A 26276-nucleotide genomic window follows, 5' to 3' on the forward strand; every position below is an offset into this window, starting at 1 on the left:
CCGGTGTGATCAGGTGAACGTGCAGCGCATAGTAGCGGTCCCTGGAGAGTGGCGGGTCCGCCGCGGACCGCCTGACCGGCGGCCGCCGCGCTCCCGCCCCCGGCCCCGCGCGACACGGCGATCGGCACATCTCGTTCGCGGTGGCCAGGGCCGCGCCGGTACCCTCGAAAGGCACCGTAAGAGATACAGCTCCAGGGACATACTTCGCCGTACATGGCCTGAAGGAAGGACGACCGTGCTCGTCGCCGGGTTCCCCGCCGGATCTTTCGCCGCGAACTGTTACATCGTGGCGCCCGCCGCGGGTGAGGAGTGCGTCATCATCGATCCCGGCCAGGACGCCGAGGCCGGGATCGAGGAGATCCTGCGCGAGCACCGGCTCAAGCCGGTCGCGGTGCTGCTCACGCACGGCCATCTCGACCACGTCTGGTCGGTCGCCCCGGTCTGCGGTGCCAAGGACGTCCCCGCCTACATCCACCCCGACGACCGCGACCTGCTCACCGATCCGGCCAAGGGCCTGTCGCTGAACGCGGGGCAGCAGCTGTTCGGGGGGCTCACGCTGAGCGAGCCGGACGACGTGAAGGAGCTGTCCGACGGCGCCGCGCTGGAGCTGGCCGGGCTGAGCTTCACCGTCGACCACGCCCCGGGCCACACGCCCGGGTCGGTGACGTTCCGTACGCCGCCGGCGGGTGACGTCCCGGACGTGATGTTCACCGGCGACCTGCTGTTCGCCGGCTCGATCGGGCGCACCGACCTGCCGGGCGGCTCGTACGAGGAGATCCTCGCCAGCCTGGCGCGGGTGTGCCTGCCGCTGCCCGACCAGACCGCCGTCCTGCCCGGCCATGGCGGGCAGACGACCATCGGGCGTGAGCGCGCTTCCAATCCGTTCCTCTCAGGGCTTGTGCCGGGGGGTCCAGGGGGGTCGTCCCCCCTGAACGACACAGGGCTCGTGCCGGGGGGTTCAGGGGGGTCGTCCCCCCTGAACGACACAGGGCTGGCGCCGGCCGACGGCCCCAACCAGGGATTCTGACCGAGAGACCATGAGTTCGAGCTTTCAGGCCCCCAAAGGGGTCAGTGAATACGTCCCGCCGCGGGCGGATCTGTTCTCCGCCATCCGCCAGGCGTTCGCCGAGCAGGCTCGGCTGGCCGGTTACGGCTATCTGGAGCTGGCCGTCTTCGAGGACACCAACCTCTTCAGGCGCGGCGTCGGGGAGTCCACCGACGTGGTCAGCAAGGAGATGTACACCTTCGAGGACCGCGGCGGCCGCTCCCTGACGCTCCGTCCGGAGTTCACCGCCGGGGTGCTGCGGTCGGTGCTGGAGAACGGCCTGCACAAGCGGGGCGGGCTGCCGGTCAAGGTCTGGACGACCGGTCCGGCGTTCCGTGCCGAGCGTCCGCAGCAGGGCCGCTACCGGCAGTTCTACCAGCTCGACCTGGAGGCGATCGGCAGCGAGGATCCGCAGGTCGACGCCGAGACGATCGCCATCGCGTGGAACTGGTACCGCTCCCTCGGCCTGACCCGGGTGCGGCTGCTGCTCAACTCGCTGGGCTGCAAGGAGTGCCGGCCCGCCTACCGGACTCGGCTCCAGGACTTCCTGCGCGGGCTCGACCTCGACGAGGCCACCCGGGCGCGCATCGATATCAACCCGTTGCGCGTGCTGGACGACAAGCGCCCGGAGGTACGGGCCCAGCTCACCGACGCCCCGCTGATGGCCGACCACCTGTGCGGGGACTGCAAGGCCCACCACGACAAGGTCCGCGAGCTCCTGGCCGACCTGGGCATCGCCTGGGAGGACACGCCGACGCTTGTCCGCGGCCTCGACTACTACACGCGGACGACCTACGAGTTCGACCACCCGCTGCTGGGCGCCCAGTCGGGCATCGGCGGCGGCGGCCGCTACGACGGGCTCTCCGAGGACATCGGCGGCCCCCCGCTGCCCGGCATCGGCTTCGGTCTCGGGCTGGACCGCACGATCCTGGCGCTGGAGGCGGAGGGCGCGGCGTTCGCCGCCCCACCGCGCTGCGAGGTGTTCGGCGTCGCACTGGGCGAGGCCGCCGAGCGCGCCGTGTTCTCCCTGGTGAACGACCTGCGGCAGGCCGGGATCGCGGCCGACATGGCCTACGGCGGCAAGAGGCTCAAGGGCGCGATGAAGGACGCCGACCGGTCCGGCGCGCGCTACGCGGTGATCCTCGGCGAGCGGGACATCGCCGCCGGATCCGCGCAGGTGAAGGACCTCCAGGGCGGCGACCAGGCCGCCGTGCCGCTCCCCCAGATCGTTACGACGTTGAAGGAAAGGCTTTCACGATGATCCGCTCGCACGAGGCGGGGACGCTCCGCAGGGAGCACGCCGGACAGCAGGTCACGCTGGCCGGCTGGGTGGCCAGGCGCCGCGACCACGGCGGCGTCACCTTCATCGACCTGCGCGACGCCTCCGGCACCGCGCAGGTGGTCTTCCGCGAGGAGGACACCGCGCACGACCTGCGCGCGGAGTTCTGCGTCAAGATCACCGGCGAGGTCCGGGTACGGCCCGAGGGCAACGAGAACCCCGACCTTCCCACCGGGGACATCGAGGTCGCCGCCGAGCGCATCGAGGTGCTGTCGGACTCGGCCCCGCTGCCGTTCCCGATCGAGGGCGAGGTGAACGTCCACGAGGAGATCCGGCTCAAGTACCGCTACCTCGACATCCGCCGCGAGGCCGTGGCCAAGGCGATGCGCACCCGTTCCCAGGCGTCGTTCCTGGTGCACGAGGTGATGCGCGAGCACGGCTTCGTCAACGTCGAGACGCCGACGCTGACCCGCTCCACCCCCGAGGGCGCCCGCGACTTCCTGGTGCCGGTCCGCCTCAAGCCGGGCCACTGGTACGCCCTGCCGCAGTCACCTCAGCTGTTCAAGCAGCTGCTGATGGTGTCGGGCCTGGAGCGCTACTACCAGATCGCCCGCTGCTACCGCGACGAGGACTCCCGCGCCGACCGGCAGCCGGAGTTCACGCAGATCGACATCGAGATGTCGTTCGTCGAGCAGGACGACGTGCTCAACGTGGCCGAGGACCTGGTGGCGCGGCTCTGGAAGGAGATCGCCGGGTACGAGATCCCCCGCCCGCTCCCCCACCTGACCTACGCCGAGGCCATGTCCCGGTTCGGCTCGGACAAGCCCGACCTGCGGTTCGGCAACGAGCTGACCGAGATGACCGAGTACTTCGCCGGCACCTCGTTCCGGGTCTTCCAGGCCCCCTACGTCGGCGCGGTGGTCATGCCGGGCGGGGCGTCCCAGACCCGCAAGGAGCTGGACGGCTGGCAGGACTGGGCCAAGGCGCGCGGCGCGCGGGGCCTGGCCTACGTGCTGGTCCAGGAGGACGGCACGCTCGGCGGACCGGTGGCCAAGAACCTCTCCGACGAGGAGAAGTCGGGGCTGGCGGCCAAGGCCGGCGCCGAGCCCGGCGACGCGATCTTCTTCGGTGCCGGCAGGCCGCACGCCACCCGCGAGCTGCTGGGCGCCGCCCGGCTGGAGATCGGCCGCCGCTGCGGGCTGATCGACGAGTCGGCCTGGGCGTTCTGCTGGGTGGTGGACGCGCCGATCTTCGAGCCGGCCGAGGACGACAAGGGCGAGCAGATCGGCTGGACGTCGGTGCACCACCCGTTCACCGCGCCCAAGCCCGCGTTCGCCGACGACTTCCAGGACCGGCCCGGCGAGGCCCTGGCCGACGCCTACGACATCGTCTGCAACGGCACCGAGATCGGCGGCGGCTCGCTGCGGATCCACCGCGCCGAGATGCAGCAGCGGGTCTTCGACGTGCTGGGGCTGTCGAAGGAGGAGGCCGAGACCAAGTTCGGCTTCCTGCTGGAGGCGTTCAAGTTCGGCCCGCCCCCGCACGGCGGCATCGCCTTCGGCTGGGACCGCATGATCATGCTGCTGGCCGGGCTGGACTCGATCCGCGACGTGATCGCCTTCCCCAAGGCCGCCTCCGGCCACGACCCGCTGACCGACGCCCCGACCCCCATCACCGCGCAGCAGCGGGCGGAGGCAGGCGTCGACGTGATCCCCGAGGACGACCGGGAGTGACCGTCGCTTCCTGAGCGGCGTCCCGGGCAGGGGAACGCGTGAGGGGGCCGGGCCGGGCCGGCCCTTTCCGCGTGGATGGACCACCTCAGCCCACCGAGCAACCCCGCGACACCCTCAGGCGTTGCGATCGCGTGCGAAGCCAGGTTCGAGCGAAGCGAGAACCTGATCGCGCAGCGAGCCGCCAGGCGAGTCGGAGCGATGCAGCGATCGCCGCCGGCGCGACAAGCGAGGAGCGCCAGCGACGAGCGCCGCTCGCGCCGGCAATCAACGCTGAGCGCCGCTGGTGACGCGGTACACGTCGTAGACCCCGTCGATGGAACGGACGGCCTTGAGGACGTGCCCCAGGTGCTTGGGGTCGCCCATCTCGAACGTGAAGCGGCTCACCGCGACCCGGTCGCGGGTGGTGGTGACCGAGGCGGACAGGATGTTGACGTGCTGGTCCGACAGCACCCGGGTCACGTCCGACAGCAGCCGCGGGCGGTCGAGCGCCTCGACCTGGATGGCGACGAGGAAGACCGAGTCCTCGCTCGGCGACCATTTGACGTCGATCAGCCGGTCGGGCTGGGTCTTCAGGCTGGCCACGTTGGCGCAGTCGGCGCGGTGCACCGACACCCCGTGGCCGCGGGTCACGAAGCCGACGATGTCGTCTCCGGGGACCGGCGTGCAGCAGCGCGACAGCCTGACCCACACGTCGGGGTCGCCCGCCACGACCACGCCGGGGTCTCCTGTGGCACGGGTCCGCTTGCGCTTGGTGGGCAGCGCGATCTCGGCCAGGTCCTCGTCGGCGCTCTCCACCCCGCCGAGGGCCTCCACCAGGCGCTGCACGACGTGCTGGGCGGAGACGTGCCCCTCACCGACGGCGGCGTACAGCGAGGAGACGTCCGTGTAGCGCATGTCGCGGGCCAGGGCCAGCAGCGCCTCGCCCGACATCATCCGCTGCAGCGGCATGTTCTGCTTGCGCATCGCGCGGGCGATGGAGTCCTTGCCGGACTCGATCGCGGTGTCGCGCCGCTCCTTGGAGAACCAGTGCTTGATCTTGTTGCGGGCGCGGGCGCTCTTGACGAAGTTGAGCCAGTCGCGGCTGGGTCCGGCGTCCTGCGACTTGGAGGTGAAGACCTCGATCGTGTCGCCGTTGTCCAGGGTGGACTCCAGCGGTACCAGCCGGCCGTTGACCCGGGCGCCGATACATCGGTGCCCGACCTCGGTGTGGATGGCGTAGGCGAAGTCGACCGGGGTGGCCCCCTGGGGCAACGCCATCACGTCGCCCTTGGGGGTGAAGACGAAGACCTCCGAGACCGACAGGTCGAAGCGCAGCGACTCCAGGAACTCGGCCGGGTCGGCGGTCTCCTTCTGCCAGTCCAGCAGCTGCCGCAGCCACTGCATGTCGCCGGCCTTCCGGCCGCCGACCGTCTCCTCCTTGTACTTCCAGTGCGCCGCGACACCGTACTCGGCCCGCCGGTGCATGCCCCAGGTGCGGATCTGCAGCTCGACCGGCTTGCCCTCGGGACCGATCACCGTCGTGTGCAGCGACTGGTACATGTTGAACTTCGGCATCGCGATGTAGTCCTTGAACCGGCCGGGGACCGGATTCCACCGCGCGTGGATCGAGCCGAGCGCCGCGTAGCAGTCGCGGACGCTGTCCACCAGGACGCGGATGCCGACCAGGTCGTAGATGTCGTCGAAGCTGACGTCCCGGGCGATCATCTTCTGGTAGATCGAGTAGTAGTGCTTGGGCCGCCCGGTCACACTGGCCTTGATCTTGGCCTCGCGCAGGTCGGTCGAGACGTTCTCGATGACGTCCTGCAGGAAGTCGTCCCGGCGGGGGGCGCGCTCGGCCACCAGCCGCGCGATCTCGTCGAACCGCTTGGGGTAGAGCGTGGCGAACGACAGGTCCTCCAGCTCCCATTTCAGCGTGTTCATGCCGAGCCGGTGCGCCAGCGGGGCGAAGACCTCCAGCGTCTCCCGGGCCTTCTTCTCCTGCTTGTGCCGCGGCATGTAGCGCAGCGTGCGCATGTTGTGCAGCCGGTCGGCGAGCTTGATCACCAGCACCCGGATGTCGCGGGACATCGCCACGACCATCTTGCGCACGGTCTCGGCCTCGGCCGCCTCGCCGTACTTGACCTTGTCGAGCTTGGTCACCCCGTCGACCAGCGCGGCGATCTCGTCGCCGAAGTCGGTGCGCAGCTCGTCGAGGGTGTAGGGGGTGTCCTCGACCGTGTCGTGCAGCAGCGCGGCGCACAGGGTCTCGGTGTTCATGCCCAGCTCGGCCAGGATGGCGGTGACGGCGAGCGGATGGGTGATGTAGGGGTCGCCGCTCTTGCGCTTCTGGTCGCGGTGGTAGTGGGCGGCGACGTCGTACGCGCGCTCGATCTGTCGCAGGTCCGCCTTGGGGTGGGTGTTGCGGACCGTCTTGATGAGCGGTTCGAGAACCGGGTTCATAGCGGGGCCCCGCTGGGCGCCCAGCCTGGCGAGCCTGCGGCGCACCCGCGCGGCGGACGGTGGGATCGTGGGCGAGCTGGACCTGGACGTGCCTGCGGAGGAGCCGCCGGAGCCCCCCTGAGCCCGCGGCGTCCGCTGGCCCGAGCCGGAGCTGGAGCTGGAGCCGGATCGGGAGGCCGGGCGGCCGGAGCCGGGCGGAGCGGCCCGCTGACCGGGCTTCTCCCCGGTCTTGCCGGGTTCGCGTGCAGGGGCGGCCGGGGCCCGCTCGCCGGGCGGCGCCGGCTTCGGGGACGATCCGGCGGGCGCTGTTGGCGGGGCTTCGCCGGAGGCGGCTGGGGCGGATGCGGTCCCGGCCCGGGCGGATGCCGCCTCGGATCCGGCGGGCGGTGTCTCGGAAGGTGGCGCATGGGCGGAGGCGGAGCCGGTGGACGAGGTTTCGGTCGGACCGTTAGTGGGGGCGGTCGCGCTGGGGCCGGTCTCGGCGGCCGGGGCGGGGCGCGTGGCCGGGCCCTGGTCCCGCTCGGGCGCGGCCCCCCGTCCGGACGTGCGGGCGGCGGGCTCCGGCGCGGGCCGGGAGGCGGGCCGGGAAGTGGACCCGGAGGCGGGTTCGGACGTGCGCGCAGGCGGCGCGGCGGCCGTCTCGGGAGCCCTGCCTCGGGGCGCGCTCGCGTCCCGCCCGGCCTCGGGCTCCGTTGCCCGGCCTGCCGCGGTGCCGGTCACCGCGTCGGTCGATACCACCTCACCGGGCACCCAGCCTCCTTGGACCTTGGGACGCCGTGCCGTGCTCGTCCCGCGGGATGCGTCCGTTCCCCGCCGGACCCGATGGCGCCAGTGTATCCGCCGCCCATTTCGTGCTAGACCGTAACCAACGAATGAACGTCCAGATTCCCGAGCCTGTCGCGTCCGTTCAGGAACGACAGCTCCATCAGGACCGAGATGCCCGCGACCTCGGCGCCGGCCCGGCGGACGAGTTCCACCGCCGCGCGGGCGGTGCCTCCGGTGGCCAGCACATCGTCGACGATCAGCACACGCTCTCCGGGGCCGAGCGCGTCCACGTGCATCTCGATCGTCTCGGTCCCGTATTCGAGATCATAGGTCTCCTCGTGCGCCCGGGAGGGCAGCTTTCCCTTTTTCCGTACCGGAACGAAACCGGCACCGAAGTGGTAGGCGACCGGCGCGGCGATGATGAACCCGCGCGCCTCGATACCGACGATCTTGTCGACGGTGCCGCGGCCGTGATGGTTGACGATGGCGTCCACCACGCCCGCGAACGCCACATGGTCGGCCAGCAGGGGGGTGATGTCCTTGAAGACGATCCCGGGCTTGGGATAGTCGGCCACGTCGCGGATCCGGTCCTGGATCAGTTTGTCGAGGTCCACCTGTGCGCTCTCCTGATCATGCGTCGGCCGTGCCCCCGCCGCTGAGGGCGATGGGCACGGCCGGTGTGTCCGCTCGGCTCTTCGTCGTTGACTTGTCGAGGGGCCCGGCCCTGGGGCGAACGCCCCCGCGGCCTACTTGCCCCGGCGCTGCTGGCGGGTGCCGCGCTTGGGCTGCTGCCGAGGACCTTGCTGGACGACCTTGCGCACGGTCACGGAGGCGGGGATCCCCTCCTCCGTCCGGTCGCCGGACGCCTCTCCGCCGCCCGGACGGCCGTCCTCCGGCTCCGCCGGGTCGTCCGTGCCGCCGTCGCGCTCGGGGGCGACCGCGACCTGGGTCTTGGCGATCTTGGCCTGCCGCTTGGCGCTGCTCTCCCGGCGGGCGATGTTGGCGCGGAGTTCCCGGTAACGCGGTTCGCGCTCCTTGAGCTGCACCAGCAGCGGCGTGGCCACGCAGATCGAGGAGTAGGTGCCGACGATCATGCCGACGAACAGCGCCAGCGACAGGTCCTTCAGCGTGCCCGCGCCGAACAGCGTGGTGCCGATGAACAGGATCGCCGCCACCGGGAGGATCGCCACCAGCGAGGTGTTCAGCGAACGCACCAGGGTGCTGCTGAGCGCCTGGTTGGCGGCCTCGCTGTAGGTGATCTTGGAGGTCGGGCCGAGCGGTTTGGTGACCTCTTTGATCATGTCGAACACCACGACGGCGTCGTACAGCGAATAACCGAGGATGGTCAGGAAGCCCAGCAGTGTGGCCGGGGTGACCTCGAAGCCGGACCAGGCGTACACGCCCGCTGTGATCACCAGGTCGTGGATCAGTGCCACCACGGCCGCCAGCGCCATCCGCCACTCGAAGGCCACCGACAGGTAGGCGATGATCAGCACCATGAAGACCAGCAGCGCCTGCCAGGCCTTGGCCGAGACCTCACCGCCCCACGAGGCTCCCACCACCTGGGTGCTGACCTTCTCGGCCGGGACCTTCAGCTCACCGGCCACGCTCTGCTTGACCTCGGTCACCTTGGCCGAGCTGAGGCTCTCGGTGGTGACCCGCCAGTCGCCGCCGGCCTTCTGGACGATGGCCTGGTGCGCGCCGCCGGAGGTGACCGCGCCGCGCACCTGCTCGATCGAGGCGCTCGGCGCGCTGAAGGTGAAGACCGAGCCGCCCTTGAACTCCACCCCGAAGTTGAGGCCCTGGAAGAGCAGCCCGGCGATGGACAGCACCAGCAGCACGCCCGAGATGGAGTACCACAGCTTGGGCCGGCCGACGATGTCGGCGCTGATCTCTCCCCGGTAGATCCGGGAGACGATCGCACGCGTCCCCAGCATCAGACCTCCTGGCTCTTCGGGCGGATGGTGGCGGACGCGGAGGACGCGGCGCCCTTGGCCGTACGGTTCGCGGTCCCGCGCAGCCGGGTGGCGTCCAGCCCCGACAGCGGGTGGCCGCGGCCGAAGAACCTGGTCCGCGACAGCAGGCCCACCAGCGGCTTGGTGAAGAAGAACACCACGATCACGTCGATCAGCGTGGTCAGGCCCATCGCGAACGCGAAGCCCCGGACCCCGCCCACGGCCAGGAAGTACAGCACCAGGGCGGCCAGGAAGGTCACCGCGTCGGCGACCAGGATGGTGCGCCGCGCCCTCTTCCAGGCCGTCTCGACCGACGGTCTCAGCGTCCGGCCCGCGCGCAGCTCGTCACGCAATCGCTCGAAATAGACGATGAAGGAGTCGGCCGTGATGCCGATGGAGACGATGAGGCCGATGATGTGCGGCAGCGAGAGCCGGAAGCCCATGTTCTCGCCGAGGATGACCACCGACACGTATGTGATCCCGGCGGCCACGACCAGGCTGGAGACCGCCACCAGCCCCAGGCCCCGGTAGTAGAGCAGGCAGTACAGCAGCACCAGCACCAGCCCGATCGCACCGGCGATCATGCCGCCGCGGAGCTGGTCGGAGCCCAGCGTGGAGGAGACCTCGTCGATGGAGCTCTGGGTGAACTCCAGCGGCAGCGCGCCGTACTTCAGCACGTTGGCCAGGTCGGTGGCGTAGGTCTGGGTGAAGCTCTCGGGCGGCCCGTCGATCTGGGCGGTGCCGCCGGTGATCGCGCCCCGGCTGATGCTCGGCGCGGAGACGACCTGGCCGTCCAGCACGATCGCGATCTGCGAGCGCGGAGAGCCGGAGTCCTGCTGGTACGCCCGGTAGGCGTCGGTGGTGGCCGCGCCGAACTCCCTGCCGCCCTGCGACTTGAACTTCAGGCTGACCCACCAGCTGCTCTGCCCCTGCTGGGGGTCCGGCGGCATCGCGGAGGCGTCGGAGACCTGCTCGCCCAGCACCCGGGTCGGGCCCAGGATGTACTTGGCGACCTGGCCCCGCTCCTCCTTCTGGTCACAGGCGACGACCCACTTGCGGTTGGGGTCGTTGGACCCCTGCACCCGCTTGTCCGGCACGTAGCAGTTGAGCTGCTCGAACTGCTTGATGACGGCCTTGTCGTCGATGCCGGAGTAGTCCTGCCCGGCCGCTCCCGGCGGCATCGTGCCCAGACCCGGGGGCAGCCCGGTCGGCGCCGGCGAGGGGGAGGCCGGGGCGCTCCCCGACCCGGTGGGCGTGGGCGTCGGCGCCGCGAGGGCCTCCGACAGTGCCCGGCTCCGCGGGGTCTCCGACCCGGTGGGGGACGGGCTCGACGACGGCGACGGGCTCGCCCCGCCCGGCTTCTCGTTCTTGGCCGTGGGCGTCGGCGACGGGCTCGGCGAGGCGGCCCCCGACGGCTTGCCGTCGGCGACGGCGTACACCTGGCGGAACTGCAGCTTCGCGGTGGTGCCGATGAGCTGGACCACCCGGTCCTGCCCTGCTCCCGGCACGTTGACCACGATGTTGCTGGAGCCCTGCTTGGCCACCTCGGCGTCCGACACGCCCAGACCGTTGACCCGCTGGGTCATGATCTTGACGGCCTGGTCCATCTGGGTGGAAGGCGGCGTACGGCCGTTCGCCGTCTTGGCGGTCAGCGTGACGGTGGTCCCGCCGGCCAGGTCGAGCCCCAGCTTGGGGGTCGGGTGGCCCTGCATGAACATCACGCCCGTGAGGGCCGCCATGACCACGAACAGCGCGAGGAGCGTGCGCCCTGGATTGGGAACGTTGCTGCGAGGCGGAGCCACTGGTCGTCTAACTTCCCGTCTTGAATCGTCGCCGATGCCGCGTCAGTCGGAGGACTTCTTCAGCCCCTTGCCCGCGCCGGCTCCCTGCGCGGCGGGACCGTCCTCATCGCCGGACCCGGCGTCCGCCGTCTCGGCGTCGCCGCCCTTCTTCAGGTCGGTCTTCGTCTCGGCGACCTCGGTGAGGTCGGCGTCGTCGGCGGGGTCGTCGTCCTCGACCTCGTCGGCGACGTCGTCGTCCTTGACGACCTGCATCACCGCCTGCTTGACGAACCGGGCCCGGACTCCGGGGGAGATCTCCAGCTCGATGCCGTCGTCGTCGACCGACACCACCTCGGCGTACATACCGCTGGTCGTCAGCACCCGTGCCCCGGGCTCCAGAGCGCTCTGCATCTGGAGCTGCTCCTTGCGGCGCTTGCTCTGCGGCCGGATCAGCAGGAAGTAGAAGACGAGGGGCACGGCCAGGAGCAGCAGGAGGTTGAACGCTCCGCTGCCGCCCTGCTCAGCCGCAATAATCATGTCGCTGCCCATCACTGGGGCATCCTTCCGATGTGGTTTGCCCAGCCTGTCGCCGATATGGCGGCATCCGATGGAGCGGTCGGCCGGGAACGGGTGACCAAGTCCCGGAGTCTAGAGAGTACGCCAGACACCGGCAACGACGTGACGATCGGGAACACCGTGAAGTTCCCAACCCGTTACTGGGACCATGTCACTTCGTGATCACTACTCTCACTGGTCGACGTCATCGTCCAGTGAGAACAGCGTACCGGCCATCGGGGCCGTGGGTGGTGGAGTGAGCCCCAGGTGCGCCCACGCGGCGGGCGTGGCGATCCGCCCCCGCGGCGTGCGGGCCAGCATTCCCTGCCTGACCAGGAAAGGCTCGGCCACGACCTCGACCGTCTCCGGCTCCTCCCCCACCGACACCGCCAGCGTGGACAGCCCGACCGGCCCCCCGCCGAACTTGCGCAACAGCGACCCCAGCACGGCCCGGTCGAGCCGGTCCAGGCCGCGCTCGTCCACCTCGTACAGGCGCAGCGCGGCCCGCGCCAGCTCGCGGTCGACCGCGCCGTCCGCACGTACCTCCGCGTAGTCGCGCACCCGGCGCAGCAGCCGGTTGGCGATCCGCGGAGTGCCGCGCGACCGCCCGGCGACCTCGGCCGCCCCCTCGTCGGTGATCTCGACCTCCAGCAGCCGCGCGGACCGCTTGACGATCACCTCCAGCTCCGCGGGCTCGTAGAAGTCCATGTGCGCCACGAACCCGAACCGGTCGCGCAGCGGCCCGGGGAGCATCCCCGCCCTGGTCGTGGCGCCCACGAGCGTGAACGGGGCGATGTCCAGCGGGATCGCGGTGGCGCCCGGTCCCTTCCCGACCACCACGTCGACCCGGAAGTCCTCCATCGCCATGTAGAGCATCTCTTCGGCGGGCCGCGCCATCCGGTGGATCTCGTCCAGGAAGAGCACCTCTCCCTCGGACAGCGTGGACAGCACCGCCGCCAGGTCACCGGCCCGTTCGATCGCCGGGCCCGAGGAGATCCGCAGCGGCTGCCCCAGCTCCGCCGCGATGATCATGGCGAGGGTGGTCTTGCCCAGCCCCGGGCCGCCCGACAGCAGCACGTGATCGGGCGTACGGCCGCGCCGCAGCGCGCTGTGCAGCACCAGCGACAGCTGCTCGCGCACCCGTTCCTGCCCGATGAAGTCGTCGAGCTTCTTGGGCCGCAGCGCGGCCTCGATGACCTGCTCCTCCGGCCCGTCGGCGTCCGCCGACACGATCCTGTCGGCGTTCATGTCAGCGCTCATGGCCTCGCCTCCGCTCGGCGGCTCACGGCCGCCACACGCGACGGCTTCCCTCGTCGCTCCGGTCGCAAGCTCCCTCCGCTCCTCAGTCCAGCCGTCGCGCGGCCGTTCGCAGCGCTCATGGCCTCGCCTCCGCTCGGCGGGTCGCCCTGCTCTGTGCGTTCACGCGCTACTTGCTCAGCTTCTTGAGGGCGGACTTGAGCAGGACCGCCACGGGCGGCGTGTCGCCGTCGAGGTCGGCGGCGACCGCGTCGACGGCGGCGTCGGCGTCCCTGGCGGACCAGCCGAGGTTGATCAGGCCGTTGTGGACCTGCTCGCGCCAGGGCTCGGCGGCGGCGGGGGCGCGCACGTCCTCGGCGTCGCCCACCGGGCCGCCGAGACGGTCCTTCAGCTCCAGCACGATCCGCTGGGCGCCCTTCTTGCCGATGCCCGGGACCTTGGTGAGGGCGGCGAGGTCCTCGGCGGCCACGGCGCGGCGCAGGGCGTTGGGGGTGTGGACCGCCAGCATCGCCAGGGCCAGGCGGGGGCCGACGCCGCTGGCCGTCTGGAGCAGCTCGAACACCGCCCGCTCGTCGTCGTCGGCGAACCCGAAGAGGGTCAGGGAGTCCTCGCGGACGACCAGCGAGGTCGCCACCCGCGCCTCCTCGCCGACCCTCAGCCCGGCGAGCGTCGCCGGGGTGCACTGGACCGTCATGCCGACGCCGTGCACGTCGATGACGGCGCCGTCCGGTCCGGCGGCGGCCACCCGGCCGCTGACGAAGGCGATCACTGCCCTGCTCCCCCTCTGGTCCTGGTACGGGTGCCCAGCCGCGCGGCCTCGAGCCGGGCCTGGGCACCGCCGCGCCACACATGGCAGATGGCCAGCGCCAGCGCGTCGGCGGCGTCGGCGGGCTTGGGCGCGCCGTCCAGCCGCAGCAGCCGCGTCACCATCGCCGTCACCTGCGCCTTGTCGGCGCGGCCGTTGCCGGTCACGGCGGCCTTGGCCTCACTGGGCGTGTGCATCGCCACCGGCAGCCCGCGCCGGGCGGCGGCCAGCATGGCCACTCCGGCCGCCTGCGCGGTGCCCATCACGGTGCGCACGTTCTGCTGCGAGAACACCCGCTCGACCGCGACCGCGTCGGGGCGCAGCTCGTCCATCAGCGCCTCGATGCCGGTCTCGATGCCCAGGAGCCGGGTGGCGATCGGCTCGTCGGCGCCGGTGCGCACGACGGTCACGTGCACCAGCCGCAGCGGGGTGCCGGGGGCGCCGTCGACGACGCCGACCCCGCATCTGGTGAGGCCAGGGTCCACGCCCATCACTCGCACGCCCGCTCCTTCGATCATCTGTTCGGCAGGCGTCACGCTACCGAACCCGCCGGACAATCGTCGCGCATCCGGACGGCCGTGTCCGCCCGGGAACGGCGGACGCCGCCGTGCCGGGGCACGGCGGCGTCGCTGGGCGGTCAGGCGCCGATCTGCTCCATGACCTCGTCGGAGACGTCGAAGTTGGCGTAGACGTCCTGGACGTCGTCGGAGTCCTCCAGGGCCTCGATGAGGCGGAAGACCTTCCGGGCGTTGTCCTCGTCCAGCGGTACGGAGACGCTGGGCAGCCAGCTGGAGTCGGCCGACTCGTAGTCGATGCCGGCCTCCTGCAGGGCGGTGCGGACGGGGATGAGGTCGCCGGCCTCGCAGACGATCTCGAAGTTCTCGCCGAGGTCGTTGACCTCCTCGGCGCCGGCGTCCAGGACGGCCAGCATCACGTCGTCCTCGCTGGTGCCGTCCTTGGGGACGATGATGACGCCCTTGCGGTTGAACAGGTAGGCCACCGAGCCGGGGTCGGCCAGCGAGCCGCCGTTGCGGGTGAGCGCGACGCGGACCTCGGAGGCCGCGCGGTTGCGGTTGTCGGTCAGGCACTCGACCAGCAGCGCGACCCCGCCGGGGGCGTAGCCCTCGTACGTGATGTTCTGCCAGTCGGCCCCGCCCGCCTCCTCACCGGCGCCGCGCTTGCGCGCGCGCTCGATGTTGTCGTTGGGGACGGAGTTCTTCTTCGCCTTGAAGATGGCGTCGTAGAGCGTCGGGTTGGCGTCGGGGTCGCCGCCGCCGGTACGGGCCGCGACCTCGATGTTCTTGATCAGCTTGGCGAAGAGCTTGCCCCGCTTGGCGTCGAGGGCCGCCTTCTTGTGCTTGGTCGTCGCCCATTTGGAATGGCCGGACATCCTCTTACTCCTCCTCCATCGCCCGGCGCACCAGATCGGCGAAGTAGTGGTGCACGCGGTGGTCGCCCGTCAGTTCAGGGTGGAACGCGGTCGCCATGAGGCGCCCTTGGCGGACGGCGACGATCCTACCGATGTTCGGGCCGCTCTCGGCGCGGCCGAGCACATCGACGCCGTCGCCGACCGACTCCACCCAGGGGGCGCGGATGAAGACCGCGTGGAAGGGGTCCTCGCCGACGCCGGTGAGCCGTACGTCCGACTCGAACGAGTCGACCTGGCGGCCGAAGGCGTTGCGGCGCACCGTCATGTCGATGCCGCCGAAGGTCTCCTGGCCCCGCGCGCCGTCGCGGATCCGGTCGGCCAGCATGATCATGCCGGCGCAGGAGCCGTAGACCGGCAGGCCCGCCTCGATGCGCTTGCGCACGGGCTCCAGCAGCTCGAACGAGCGCGCCAGCCGCCACATGGTGGTGGACTCGCCGCCCGGGACGACCAGGCCGTCCACGCGTTCCAGCTCTTCGGGGCGGCGCACCGGGAGGGTCCGCGCTCCGGCGCCCTCGAGGGCCCGCGCGTGCTCGCGCACGTCACCCTGCAGCGCGAGGACACCGATGGTGGGCACAACGGTCACGTGTGAACCTTCCGGGAATTCTGCACAGGGATCTTGGAACACCCTAGACGCTGGTACAACGCCCCGGTACCGTGCGGCTCTTCCCGGCCCGGCCTCAGCAGATCTTGAAGCGGCGCAGCGGCAGTTCCAGCGGCAGGAAGCCGTCGCCGCCGCGCTCGGCGATGCCGCGGCCGAACATGTGCGCCTCGGCCAGCGCCAGGCCGAACCGCTCGGGGTCGAACGGCAGCGGCACGTCCGGCGCGCCGTCGTCGACGGGCTTCCAGAACGGTCCCTCGGCGGCGAGCCGCTCGCCCTGGTCGACCACCACGCCGTCCTCGGCGGTGACGAAGACGTCCCGGCGCAGCTCCCCGGCGTCGTACCAGCGGAACCAGCAGCCGGAGATCACGCTGTGCAGGACGAGGACGCCGCAGCGCGCGCCGGGCAGGGCCGCGGCGATGGTGTCGGCGATCCGGCGGGCGTCGTCGTCGAGGCAGAACAGCCGCCGGTCGCACACCAGCAGGGCGCGGTCGAAGACGCCGACGAACAGCTCGTCCTCGTACGGCCAGAGGGCGAAGTCGAGGACGGTGTCGCCGGTCTGGCCGAGGGTAGCCGCGGGGTAGAGCCCGCGGGCGAGGGACGCAGCGGCCTCGGGGTCGGGGTCGGGGACCAGCCCGGGCCGGAACACCTCGGCGGGTTCACCGGCGCTCGCGCAGGCGAGTGCGACCGACCACCCCATGATCGTCCCCTTTCGCGGCCGGGTGCCGCCCGGGGCCCGCTCCCCTACCGGCCGCGCGGCCAGCGTAAACCCTGCGGCGCGGGATGGGGAGGGCCCGCCGCTACCGGCCATCGGTCACCGGATCGGGAGCGTCCCGCCGGCCGGGCGGAACCGCGCTCGGACGCGCCGCCCCGGCCGGCGGGACCCCCCGTGGGAACCGGGGGTTCCCGGACGTCACCAGCCGCGGCCGGCGAACTTCTGGTCCTCGCCCAGCGAGGCGACGTTGATGCCGACCATGGCGTCGCCCAGGCCGCGGGAGACCTTGGCGATCACGTCGGGGTCGTCGTGGAAGGTGGTGGCCTTGACGATGGCCTCGGCGCGCTTGGCCGGGTCGCCGGACTTGAAGATGCCCGAGCCGACGAACACGCCCTCGGCGCCCAGCTGCATCATCATGGCGGCGTCGGCGGGGGTGGCGATGCCGCCCGCGGTGAACAGCACCACCGGCAGCTTGCCCGCCTGCGCGACCTCCTTGACCAGGTCGTAGGGGGCCTGCAGCTCCTTGGCGGCGACGTAGAGCTCGTCCTCGGGCAGCGACCCGAGCCGCTTGATCTCGCCCCTGATCTTGCGCATGTGGGTGGTGGCGTTGGAGACGTCGCCGGTGCCCGCCTCGCCCTTGGAACGGATCATCGCCGCGCCCTCGGTGATGCGGCGCAGCGCCTCGCCGAGGTTGGTGGCACCGCACACGAAGGGGACGGTGAAGGCCCACTTGTCGATGTGGTTCTCGTAGTCGGCGGGGGTGAGCACCTCCGACTCGTCCACGTAGTCGACGCCGAGCGCCTGCAGCACCCGGGCCTCGACGAAGTGCCCGATCCGGGCCTTGGCCATGACCGGGATGGAGACGGCCTGGATGATGCCCTCGATCATGTCGGGGTCGCTCATCCGGGAGATGCCGCCCTCGACGCGGATATCGGCGGGCACCCGCTCCAGGGCCATCACGGCCACCGCGCCGGCGTCTTCGGCGATCTTCGCCTGCTCGGGCGTGACCACGTCCATGATCACGCCGCCCTTGAGCATCTCCGCCATGCCGCGCTTGACCCGGGCGGTCCCGGTGGCGGGCGCGGCGGTCGTCTCGGGGGCGTCGGCCGGGGCGGCCGCGGACGGATTCGGAGACACGGGCATTCCTCACGTAACGGATGATGATGTGGTTTCCATGATATTGCCTGCTCGGCAGGCTCATGGATCCGGCAATGTGTCAGGATACCTGCCCGGTTCCTTACGGAATGCGAGGCTTCCCGTCGTTGACGAGCAGCACCCAGACCTGCCCGGGGGCGAACGTCATCGGCTCGCCGGCGGCCGTGGTGAAGGTGGTCCCCTCCGCCTCGGAGGGACGCGACCACCGGGCGTCGTAGCTCTTGCCGTCGCGCAGCACCAGCGCGCGGCCGGTGCCCGTGGTCTTGATCAGCGGCGTGTAGTTGCCCAGGAAGTCGTGGAAGGCCGACCGGGTCGTTCTGGCGTACTGGACGACGATCGTCCGCCCGCCGAGCACCCCGCCCTCGGCGGCGGTGTTGGTGCGCCCGTTGTGGGCCGACAGCCAGCGCTTCTGCTTGGCCGACCAGGTGAACGACATCTGCGTCGACGGCCACTTCGCGGTGAACGTCCGCAGCGGCTCACCGCCCTCGGGGGCGGGCCCGAACCGGAAGCCGATGTCGCGCGGCCCCTCGGCCTTGGGCGCCTGCTTCAGCAGCGTCCTGGGATCGGCGTAGAGGTTGTACGGGATGGGCTTGGGCCCGGCCCTGAAGTAGGCCCGGCCGCCGTTGTCCTGCGAGATGTCGTACACCGGGGCCTTGCGGATGTGCTTCTTCATCTTGCTCTGCACGCCCGAGAAGGCGAACGCCGGCCGGCCGAACTGCGGCAGGATGTGCAGGTCGGAGATGCGGGCGCTGCGCACCGGCCCGACCCGGGAGGGCAGCCGGGACGAGTAGACGGCCATCAGCCGGGTCTCGCCGCCCTCGACCTGCTCGACGTAGACGATGTCGGCCGAGCGGACCCCGCTCTGCGGCAGCGCCATCCGGGTGTTCTCGATCTTGACGGCGAGGACCGGGTTGCGCAGCCCGGTCCGGCCCCCGGTGAACGGGTGCGTGGCGGGTGCGGCGGACGGGGTCGCGGAGGCGGTGCCGCCGCCGGGCGCGTTCGGGGGCGCGGCCTGCTCGGTCCCGCCGGAGCCCGAGCACGCGGTCAGGGTCCCGCCGAGGACGAGAATCCCCATGCCGGCGGGGATCCTGCCCCGCGACGCTCGATTCCACACCGTTCGCACGATTCAGCCTCTCGTCGGCGACCCGCCCGAGGGTAGCGAATAACGCATCCCTCCCCTTATCGGGTTCGATCCGACTTATCGGGTTCGATCCGACGGGGCACACGGTCTCACCCCGCACCAGACGAGGTGCATGTCCGGTGCGGTCAGCCGCGCAGGGCGACGGGAGGATCGTCGTCGATCTCGAAGAACCCCGGCAGCGGCGCCCGGCCGGCCAGTGGCAGCACCCGGATCAGCATCTTGCGCCGGGCGATCCTGGCCTGGGAGACGGCGTCGTTGTAGAACCGCCGGGCGTAGACGACCTTGGCCGAGGCGGTGGCCATCTCGTCCAGCACCGGCTGCCCGTCGCCCTTGGCCTTGAGCGTGTCGGTGAAGTCGGGCTGGTCCACCACGGCGCGCAGCGCCCGGGACAGGTCGCTCTCGGCGAACTCCCGGGCGTCGGAGTCCGCGGTGCGCGCCTCGTGCGCGGCGGTGGCCAGCACCAGGCTGGTCGCCGGATCCAGCTGCCGGGAGGCCGCCAGCTCCAGCGCGACCGCCGCCCTGCGCACCAGCGCCGCGTCCAGCGCCGCACGGGCGGTCTCCACCCGGACGTGCAGCCGGTCCAGCCGGGTCGCGCGCCAGGAGACGTACACGCCCACCAGGAAGACGACCGCGATCCAGAACAGGACATCGATGATCCAGTCGGGGAACATGTGATGAACGCCTCTCAGGCCCCGAGGCCGGACTCGACGACTCCGGCGCCGTCCAGGGCCACCGTCTCGTACACCCGCAGCACGTCCCTGGCGACCGCCGACCAGTCGTAGGCGCGGACGGCGGCGCGGGCCTCCGCCGACAGCTGCTTGCGCCGGGCCGGGTCGTCCAGCAGCTCGCCCGCCGCGGCGGCCAGCGCCTCGTGGTCCCCGACCGGGAACAGCGCGCCGGCGCGCCCGCCCAGCAGCACCCGGTCGAACGCCTCGATGTCGCTGGCCAGGATCGGCGCGCCCGCCGACATCGCCTCGGCCAGCACGATCCCGAAGCTCTCCCCGCCCAGGTTGGGGGCCACGAACACGTCGACCGAGTGGTAGGCGCGGACCTTGTCCTCCTCGCTGACCATGCCCAGCACCACCACGCGGTCGCGCAGTTCCGGCGAGACCTTGGCGACCGCGTCGTCGGCGTCGCCCGGCCCGGCCAGCAGCAGCCGCAGCCCCGGACGCTCGCGGCCGAGGATCTCGAACGCCCGCACCAGCACCTGGAGGCCCTTGCGGGGCTCGTCCATCCGGCCCAGGAAGCCCAGCGCGCCGCCGGATCCCGCCTGCGCGGCACCGGAGCCGTCGCCGCGCCCCGGCCATCCCGGCAGCGGCTCGGCCATCGCGTACCGCTCGGTGGCCACCCCGTTGGGGATCAGCACCGCGTCGCCGCCCAGATGCTCCACCAGGGTCTTGCGGGCCGCCTCCGACACCGCGATCCGGCCGGTGATCTTCTCCAGCGCGCTCTGCAGGATGGGCGCGGTCACCGACACCACCCGGGACTTCTCGTACGAGGCGTGGAAGGTGCCCACGATCGGGCCGTCGGCCGCCCAGCAGGCGAGGATGCCCAGCGAGGGCGCGGCCGGCTCGTGGACGTGCAGGACGTCGAAGCCGCCCTCGTTGATCCAGCGCCGCACCCGCCCCGCCGACAGGAACCCGAACGCCACCCGGCCCACCGAGCCGTTGTAGGGCACCGGGACGGCGCGGCCCGCGGCGACCGCGTACGGGGGCAGCTCGGCCTCGTCGTCGGCAGGGGTGATCACCGACACCTGGTGGCCGAGCTCGATCAGGGCCTCGGCCAGGTCGCGGATGTGCTGCTGGACGCCCCCCGGGACGTCCCAGTCATAGGGGCAGACGATGCCGATCCTCACCGCCGCGCCTCCGGCAGGTCCTCCACCCAGACCTTCTGGAGCATGTGCCAGTCCTCCGGGTGGGCGCTGATCCCCTCCTCGAAGGCGCGCGCCAGCTGCTGCGTCATGGCCTGGATCTTCTCCTGTCTGGCGCCCTGCTCGGGGACCGGGATCTCCTCGTGGACGCGCGCGCCCCAGTACTCGCCCTCGTACCAGAGCGTGACCGGGATCAGCGCGGCCCCCGTCTGGACGGCCAGCGCCGCGGTCACCGCCGGCATCCGCGCGGTGCGGCCGAAGAACTCCACGTCGATCCCGCTCTCGGTGAGGTCCCGGTCGACCACCAGGCACACCGGCCGCCCCTCACGCAGCCGCCGGGCGAGGGTGCCGAACGCCGAGGCGCCCTTGTGCGCCAGCACCTCCATCCCCAGGCTCTCACGAAACTCAACGAAACGGTCGAAGAGGGACTCGGGTCTCAGGCGCTCGGCGACCGTCGTGAACGGGTACCCCTGGTGCACCAGCCACGCGCCGGCCTGCTCGTAGTTGCCCATGTGCGGCAGGGCGAGGATGACGCCGCGGCCCGATTCGAGGGTGGTGAAGATCTTCTCGTGGCCGGTCACCCGCATGCGGCCGACGATGCGCTCGCGGTCGTACTCCGGCAGCCGGAAGACCTCCAGCCAGTAGCGGAAGTAAGAGCGCAGCACCTTCTTGCTCAGGACCCGCACCTCGTCGTCGACGGCGTCCTTGCCCAGGACGCGGCACAGGTTCCGTTCGAGCTGGCGGACGCCCGCGCCGTAGCGGTGCCAGGTGCGGTCGGCCAGGCCGGTGAAGACGGCCCGGGCGGCGCGCTCGGGCATCTTGCGGACGATCTTCCAGCCCAGCGCGTAGGCGGTGTCCATCACCTCGTCGCGCGCCGTGGCGAGCGCGGGCCGCCGGGGGCCCGGGGTCACGCGGGCCGCTCCGCGCGCCGCTCGGCGCGCGGCTTGCGGCCGCCGTTGCGCGCGCCGCCCCGGCCGCCGCCCCGCCGGCCGCCGCGCCGGATGCCCCGCCCGGCCCGCCACGCGCCCTTGGGCTCGTCCTCCCGTTCGGGCCGCGCCGGCCCGGAGCCGGCCCCCGGCTCGGTCCGCGCGGCGGACGCGGGGCCGGTGCCCGGCCCGGTGCCGGTGCCGGTGGCCGGGTCGGTGCCGGGCCGGGGGTCGGTGCCGGACGCGGTGTCGGCCAGGGCCTGCGCGCGCACGGCGGCGAACCGCTGCCCGACCGTGAACGTGCTCAGCGCGGCCAGCGCCCACAGCGCCAGCGCCAGGACGAACGGCACGCCCAGACCGTCCAGGCCGGCCGCCACCAGGACGACGATGAGCCGCTCGGCGCGCTCGGCGATGCCGACGTTGCAGGTGTAGCCGAGCCCCTCGGCACGGGCCTTGGCGTACGACACCACGACCCCGGCCACCAGGCAGTACAGCGCGACTCCGGCCAGGCCCTCCTGCCCACCCCGGTAGAGCCCGATCATCAGCCCGGAGAAGATCGCGGCGTCGGCGACCCGGTCCATGGTGGAGTCCAGGAAGGCGCCCCACTTGCTGATCTTCCCGGTGACCCGGGCCACCGCCCCGTCCAGCATGTCGAACAGCACGAACGCGGTGATGACCATCGTCCCCCAGAAGAACTCACCGCGCGGGAAGAAGCCCAGCGCCCCCGCCAGCACCCCCGCCGTGCCGATCACCGTGATGGCGTTGGGCGAGACCCCGGTCCGCGCGACGGCCCGGCCGATGGGGGTCAGTACTCGCCCCAGCGCGGGCCGCAGTTTGTTGAGCATGCCGTCCGATCCTGTGGTGTCGAGGTCGTGGGCCCCGGCTCCGGGGCCACGCGCCGGGCCGTCCCCGCGGGCCGCGCAGCGCGCGCCCATCGTAGTGGGAGTGCCCACCGCGTAGGGGTCAAGGCGGCGCGCCGGAGCCGGTCCCCGCCGCAAGTGGTGACCGAGGTTTGCCGTTCCCCCCTTGTGATCCTCGCCGTCACGGGAAAGGCTGGTGCCACGGGTGTGACGTCGGTCACGCACGTCGGAAGGTGGCCTGGCGCCGCACTCGGACGACAGGACCGGGCCCCGCGAGGGGCCGGGCCCTCAGCCGCATACGGCCCCGCGCGGGCCCGTCCGAGGAGGTAGTCATGGCTGACAAGGGAGGACATCCGGGAGGCCCCGGCAGGGCACCGGAGGCCGGCCGGCCCGACAAGGTGCGCAACGTCGCGCTGGTCGGCCATTCGGGGGCGGGAAAGACCACGCTGGTCGAGGCGCTGCTGGCCGCGACCGGCACCGTCCAGCGGCGGGGCCGGGTGGAGGACGGCAGCACGGTCAGCGACTTCGACGAGGTGGAGGTGCGCCAGCAGCGCTCGGTCAACCTCGCCCTGGCCCCCCTGACGTACGGCGGCATCAAGGTCAACCTCATCGACACCCCCGGGTACGCCGACTTCGTGGGCGACCTGCGGGCCGGGCTGCGCGCCGCCGACGCCGCGCTGTTCGTCATCTCGGCCGTGGACGGCATCGACGGCCTGACCCGGCTGCTGTGGGAGGAGTGCGCGGCGGTCGGCATGCCCCGCGCGGTCGTGATCACCAAGATCGACCAGCAGCGCGGCGACTTCGACGACGTGGTGCTGACCTGCCAGGACGTCTTCGGGGAGGGCGTCCTGCCCTGCTACTTCCCGGTGGGCTCGGGCGACGGGCTCACGGGGCTCATCGGGCTGCTGACCCAGCGCTGCCTGGACTACTCCTCCGGGGAACGCGTCGAGTGCGACCCCGATCCGGCGTTCCTGGACCGGATCGCCGAGCAGCGCGGCGCGCTGATCGAGGGGATCATCCAGGAGAGCGAGGACGAGACCCTCATGGACCGGTACCTGGCCGGTGAGGAGATCCCCGTCAAGTCGCTCATCGAGGACCTGGAGACGGCGGTCGCGCGGGGCAGCTTCTACCCGGTCCTGGCCACGTCCGTGCCGCACGGCGACCACCCGGGCCCGGTCATCGGGGTCCTGGAACTGCTGGAGGTCATCACCCAGGCGTTCCCCTGCCCCCTCGAGCACGGCATCCCGCCCGTGACGGCCGTCTCGGGCGGCCCGCCGAAGGACGTCACATGCGATCCCGAGGGCCCGCTGGTCGCGGAGGTCGTGAAGACCACCTCCGACCCCTACGTCGGCCGGATCTCCCTGGTCCGGGTGTTCTCCGGAACGCTGCGTCCCGACAGCACCGTGCACGTGTCCGGGCACGGCCTGGAGGACCGCGGCCACGAGGACCACGACGTGGACGAGCGCGTCGGCGCGCTCAGCTCCCCGCTGGGCAAGGCGCAGCGCGTCATCTCGGTCTGCCGCGCCGGGGACGTCTGCGCGGTCGCCAAGCTGAGCCGGGCGGAGACGGGCGACACCCTCTCCGACCCCGCCACGCCGCTGCTCATGGCGCCCTGGACGATGCCCGACCCGCTGCTGCCGGTGGCCATCCAGGCCAGGTCGAAGGCCGACGAGGACAAGCTGAGCCAGGCACTGGGCCGGCTGGTCGCCGAGGACCCCACGCTGCGGCTGGAGAACAACTCCGAGACCCGGCAGCTGGTGCTGTGGTGCATGGGCGAGGCCCACGCCGACGTGCTGATCGAGCGGCTGCGCACCCGGTACGGGGTCGAGGTGGAGCGGGCCGACCTGCGGGTCCCGCTGCGCGAGACGTTCGGCGGCACCGCCCGGGGGCTCGGGCGGCACGTCAAGCAGAGCGGCGGGCACGGGCAGTACGGGATCTGCCACATCGAGGTGGAGCCGCTGCCCTCCGGCGCGGGCTTCGAGTTCGTCGACAAGATCGTCGGAGGGGTGGTGCCCCGCCAGTTCATCCCCTCGGTCGAGAAGGGCGTTCGGCAGCAGATGGCCCGCGGCGTGGCGGCCGGTTACCCGCTGGTGGACATCAAGGTCACGCTCCACGACGGCAAGGCGCACTCGGTGGACTCCTCGGACATGGCCTTCCAGGCCGCCGGCGCGCTGGCCCTCAAGGACGCCGCGTCCAAGGCGCCGGTACCGCTGCTGGAGCCGGTCGACGAGATCTCGGTCCTGGTCGGCGACGACTACGTCGGCCCGGTGATGTCCGACCTCACCTCGCGCCGCGGCCGGGTGAACGGCTCGGAGTCGATCCCGGGCGGGCGCACCCTGATCAAGGCGGAGGTCCCGCAGCTGGAGATCGTCCGGTACGCGATCGACCTGCGCTCCCTCTCGCAGGGCACCGGCACGTTCAGCCGCGAGTTCCTGCGGTACGAGCCGCTGCCCTCCCACCTGTCCGAGAAGGTGGCCGCCGAGTCCAGGGCCGACTGACCGCCCCCCGGGCCCCCGCCGCGGTCACGGCGGACCCCGGACGTCATACTCCTGCCGCCACCGTGTCATCCCTCGGGGGGAGGCGGATTCGACCGCCCGGCCGATGGGCGTTTCGTCCCCCGCGTGAGACTCTCGGGAGCGATGGAGATCACGGGGGAAGTACGCGACGAGGACGGCGGCCCGCCGGGGAACGCGCCGGGCCGTCGCGGGGTCGTCAAGGGCCTCGGCCTGGCCGCCGGCGGGCTGGCCGCGGGCGCCGCGGGCGGGGCGGCCCTGACCGCGGGCGGGGAGCGCTCGCTCCTGGCCGCGGCCGGGCCCGCCCGGTCGCCCGCGGCGATGGCGGTGCCCGTCGCCGGTCCCTGGCGCCCCGCGCACGGCCACGTGGACGTCACCTGGTCGGTCGACACCACCCGCAGGCTGGTGGCGCTGACCTTCGACGACGGCCCGATGCCGGACTGGACCCCGATGGTCCACGACGTCCTGGACGCCGAACGGGTCCCGGCCACCTTCTTCATGGTCGGCTCGCGGCTGGTGGAGCACGCCCGGCTGGTGCACGGCCGGATGGACCGGCACGAGGCGGGCAACCACACCTGGTCCCACCGCGACCTGTCGCGCCTGCCGCACCGCAAGGCGCGCGAGCAGATCCGCCGGGCGCACGCCGCCATCGCCCGGATCACGGGCAAGGAGCCCCGGCACCTGCGTCCCCCGTTCGGCCGGCTGGGCGGGAGCACGCTCAGCGCCGCCGGGGAGCTGGGCTACGACATCACGCTGTGGTCGATCAAGATGCTGGAGAAGACCTACCAGGACGATCCACCCAAGCTGGTCGACTACATCGTCGAGGGCACGGCGCCGGGGACGATCGTGCTGGCCCACGACACCGGCCGGCGGGACCGCCTGGTGGCGCTGCGCAACCTGGTGCCGATCATCCGGCGGCTCCGGGCCCGGGGCTTCGAGTTCGTCACGGTCTCCGAGCTGGCCGAGGCCGCCGGGAAGGGCCCCGGGGGCGAGGAGGAGCCGGCCGCTCAGCGGGCCGCCGCGCCGCCGCCCGGCCGGCGCCCGGCCGGCAGCGCGCACGCGGGCGTGCCGCCCGGCAGGCGCTGACGGTTGGCGGCGGCCAGGCGGTAGAGCCCGTGCGCGATCCAGCGGAACGGCGGGACCCGCGCGAGCAGGCCGAGCGGGCGCCACGCTCCCCCGGCCTCGATCAGCAGGGCCGCGATCGCCTGCGCCCCTCCCCGGACGCGCCCGTCCCGGCCCACCCAGACGACCTCGCGGGCGGCCCGCTCGGCGGTCGTGCCGAGCGCCGCCAGATCGGCGAGCTGGTAGGGCACCGGCTCGGCCGCCGTGGGGATCCGGCGCTCGGCGAAGCGCACCGAGGCGGTGCAGAAGCCGCAGTCGCCGTCGTACACCAGGACCGGGCGTTCGCGTGCCGCCACCGTTCTCACCTCCGGTCGTCCCTCCCCCGCCTGCCGG

Annotated in this window: 22 protein-coding genes and 1 pseudogene; 5 read left to right on the top strand and 18 right to left on the bottom strand. The window is 72.2% G+C overall.

The window, feature by feature from the left end; genetic code table 11:
- Window positions 1–235: 235 nt before the first annotated feature.
- The 3 genes from IW256_RS21770 to aspS are packed head-to-tail and all read left to right on the top strand — an operon-like array spanning window position 236 to window position 4057.
- On the top strand, window positions 236–1027 hold the full coding sequence (locus tag IW256_RS21770) for an MBL fold metallo-hydrolase (RefSeq protein ID WP_197012735.1): 792 nt from the start codon (window positions 236–238) through the stop codon (window positions 1025–1027).
- A 10-nt stretch (window positions 1028–1037) separates the two neighbouring features.
- On the top strand, window positions 1038–2306 hold the full coding sequence (gene hisS, locus IW256_RS21775) for a histidine--tRNA ligase (RefSeq protein ID WP_197012736.1): 1269 nt from the start codon (window positions 1038–1040) through the stop codon (window positions 2304–2306).
- Complete coding sequence (aspS, locus tag IW256_RS21780) at window positions 2303–4057, top strand: aspartate--tRNA ligase (protein ID WP_197012737.1); 1755 nt, start codon at window positions 2303–2305, stop codon at window positions 4055–4057. The genes hisS and aspS overlap by 4 nt, the downstream gene beginning before the upstream one ends.
- 264 nt (window positions 4058–4321) lie before the next feature.
- Here aspS and IW256_RS21785 read toward each other — a convergent pair whose 3' ends face one another.
- The 17 genes and pseudogenes from IW256_RS21785 to pgsA form a co-directional block, all read right to left on the bottom strand.
- Complete coding sequence (locus IW256_RS21785) at window positions 4322–6496, bottom strand: RelA/SpoT family protein (RefSeq protein ID WP_197012738.1); 2175 nt, start codon at window positions 6494–6496, stop codon at window positions 4322–4324.
- A gap of 854 nt (window positions 6497–7350) precedes the next feature.
- Window positions 7351–7875 (bottom strand): adenine phosphoribosyltransferase, encoded by a 525-nt coding sequence (locus IW256_RS21790; protein WP_197012739.1) that lies wholly within the window; start codon window positions 7873–7875, stop codon window positions 7351–7353.
- Window positions 7876–8007: 132 nt separating this feature from the next.
- Entirely contained in the window at window positions 8008–9198 is a 1191-nt protein-coding gene (secF, locus tag IW256_RS21795) for a protein translocase subunit SecF (RefSeq protein ID WP_197012740.1), read from the bottom strand.
- Window positions 9198–11018, bottom strand: coding sequence for a protein translocase subunit SecD (secD, locus tag IW256_RS21800; RefSeq protein WP_307828993.1), 1821 nt, complete (start codon window positions 11016–11018; stop codon window positions 9198–9200). The genes secF and secD overlap by 1 nt, the downstream gene beginning before the upstream one ends.
- Window positions 11019–11060: 42 nt before the next feature.
- The gene (gene yajC / locus IW256_RS21805) at window positions 11061–11546 is read right to left on the bottom strand and encodes a preprotein translocase subunit YajC (protein ID WP_197012741.1); all 486 of its coding nucleotides are present in this window, start codon (window positions 11544–11546) and stop codon (window positions 11061–11063) included.
- Between the two features lie 198 nt (window positions 11547–11744).
- Window positions 11745–12800: a Holliday junction branch migration DNA helicase RuvB gene (gene ruvB / locus IW256_RS21810; protein WP_197016467.1), complete on the bottom strand. Its 1056-nt coding sequence runs from the start codon at window positions 12798–12800 to the stop codon at window positions 11745–11747.
- A gap of 178 nt (window positions 12801–12978) precedes the next feature.
- Window positions 12979–13578: a Holliday junction branch migration protein RuvA gene (ruvA, locus tag IW256_RS21815; protein WP_197012742.1), complete on the bottom strand. Its 600-nt coding sequence runs from the start codon at window positions 13576–13578 to the stop codon at window positions 12979–12981.
- Window positions 13575–14114, bottom strand: a complete 540-nt coding sequence (gene ruvC, locus IW256_RS21820) for a crossover junction endodeoxyribonuclease RuvC (RefSeq protein WP_197012743.1) — start codon at window positions 14112–14114, stop codon at window positions 13575–13577. The genes ruvA and ruvC overlap by 4 nt, the downstream gene beginning before the upstream one ends.
- A 137-nt stretch (window positions 14115–14251) precedes the next feature.
- Window positions 14252–15004 (bottom strand): YebC/PmpR family DNA-binding transcriptional regulator, encoded by a 753-nt coding sequence (locus tag IW256_RS21825; RefSeq protein ID WP_197012744.1) that lies wholly within the window; start codon window positions 15002–15004, stop codon window positions 14252–14254.
- Window positions 15005–15008: 4 nt separating this feature from the next.
- Window positions 15009–15626 (bottom strand): pyridoxal 5'-phosphate synthase glutaminase subunit PdxT, encoded by a 618-nt coding sequence (gene pdxT, locus IW256_RS21830; RefSeq protein ID WP_307828994.1) that lies wholly within the window; start codon window positions 15624–15626, stop codon window positions 15009–15011.
- A 94-nt stretch (window positions 15627–15720) separates the two neighbouring features.
- The gene (locus IW256_RS21835) at window positions 15721–16341 is read right to left on the bottom strand and encodes a DUF6928 family protein (protein WP_197012745.1); all 621 of its coding nucleotides are present in this window, start codon (window positions 16339–16341) and stop codon (window positions 15721–15723) included.
- 213 nt (window positions 16342–16554) lie between these two features.
- Window positions 16555–17493, bottom strand: coding sequence for a pyridoxal 5'-phosphate synthase lyase subunit PdxS (gene pdxS / locus IW256_RS21840; protein ID WP_307828995.1), 939 nt, complete (start codon window positions 17491–17493; stop codon window positions 16555–16557).
- Between the two features lie 100 nt (window positions 17494–17593).
- Complete coding sequence (locus IW256_RS21845) at window positions 17594–18586, bottom strand: DUF3048 domain-containing protein (protein ID WP_197012747.1); 993 nt, start codon at window positions 18584–18586, stop codon at window positions 17594–17596.
- Between the two features lie 191 nt (window positions 18587–18777).
- The gene (locus IW256_RS21850; RefSeq protein WP_197012748.1) at window positions 18778–19323 is read right to left on the bottom strand and encodes a LemA family protein; all 546 of its coding nucleotides are present in this window, start codon (window positions 19321–19323) and stop codon (window positions 18778–18780) included.
- A gap of 14 nt (window positions 19324–19337) precedes the next feature.
- On the bottom strand, window positions 19338–20507 hold the full coding sequence (locus IW256_RS21855; RefSeq protein ID WP_197012749.1) for a glycosyltransferase family 4 protein: 1170 nt from the start codon (window positions 20505–20507) through the stop codon (window positions 19338–19340).
- Window positions 20504–21382: a phosphatidylinositol mannoside acyltransferase gene (locus IW256_RS21860; protein ID WP_197016469.1), complete on the bottom strand. Its 879-nt coding sequence runs from the start codon at window positions 21380–21382 to the stop codon at window positions 20504–20506. The genes IW256_RS21855 and IW256_RS21860 overlap by 4 nt, the downstream gene beginning before the upstream one ends.
- 287 nt (window positions 21383–21669) lie before the next feature.
- Window positions 21670–22293: pseudogene (pgsA, locus tag IW256_RS21865) on the bottom strand (phosphatidylinositol phosphate synthase); the annotation flags it as partial.
- A 347-nt stretch (window positions 22294–22640) separates the two neighbouring features.
- On the opposite strand from pgsA, the gene IW256_RS21870 reads away from it, so the two are divergent.
- Entirely contained in the window at window positions 22641–24806 is a 2166-nt protein-coding gene (locus IW256_RS21870; RefSeq protein WP_197012750.1) for an elongation factor G-like protein EF-G2, read from the top strand.
- Window positions 24807–24929: 123 nt separating this feature from the next.
- Window positions 24930–25907 (top strand): polysaccharide deacetylase family protein, encoded by a 978-nt coding sequence (locus IW256_RS21875; RefSeq protein ID WP_197012751.1) that lies wholly within the window; start codon window positions 24930–24932, stop codon window positions 25905–25907.
- Here the strand turns inward: IW256_RS21875 and IW256_RS21880 are convergent.
- Window positions 25829–26239 (bottom strand): thiol-disulfide oxidoreductase DCC family protein, encoded by a 411-nt coding sequence (locus IW256_RS21880; RefSeq protein WP_197012752.1) that lies wholly within the window; start codon window positions 26237–26239, stop codon window positions 25829–25831. The two genes, IW256_RS21875 and IW256_RS21880, sit on opposite strands and share 79 nt — an antisense overlap.
- Window positions 26240–26276 lie beyond the last annotated feature (37 nt).

It is taken from the genome of Actinomadura viridis (genome assembly GCF_015751755.1).
GTDB classification, from domain to species: Bacteria; Actinomycetota; Actinomycetes; order Streptosporangiales; family Streptosporangiaceae; genus Spirillospora; species Spirillospora viridis.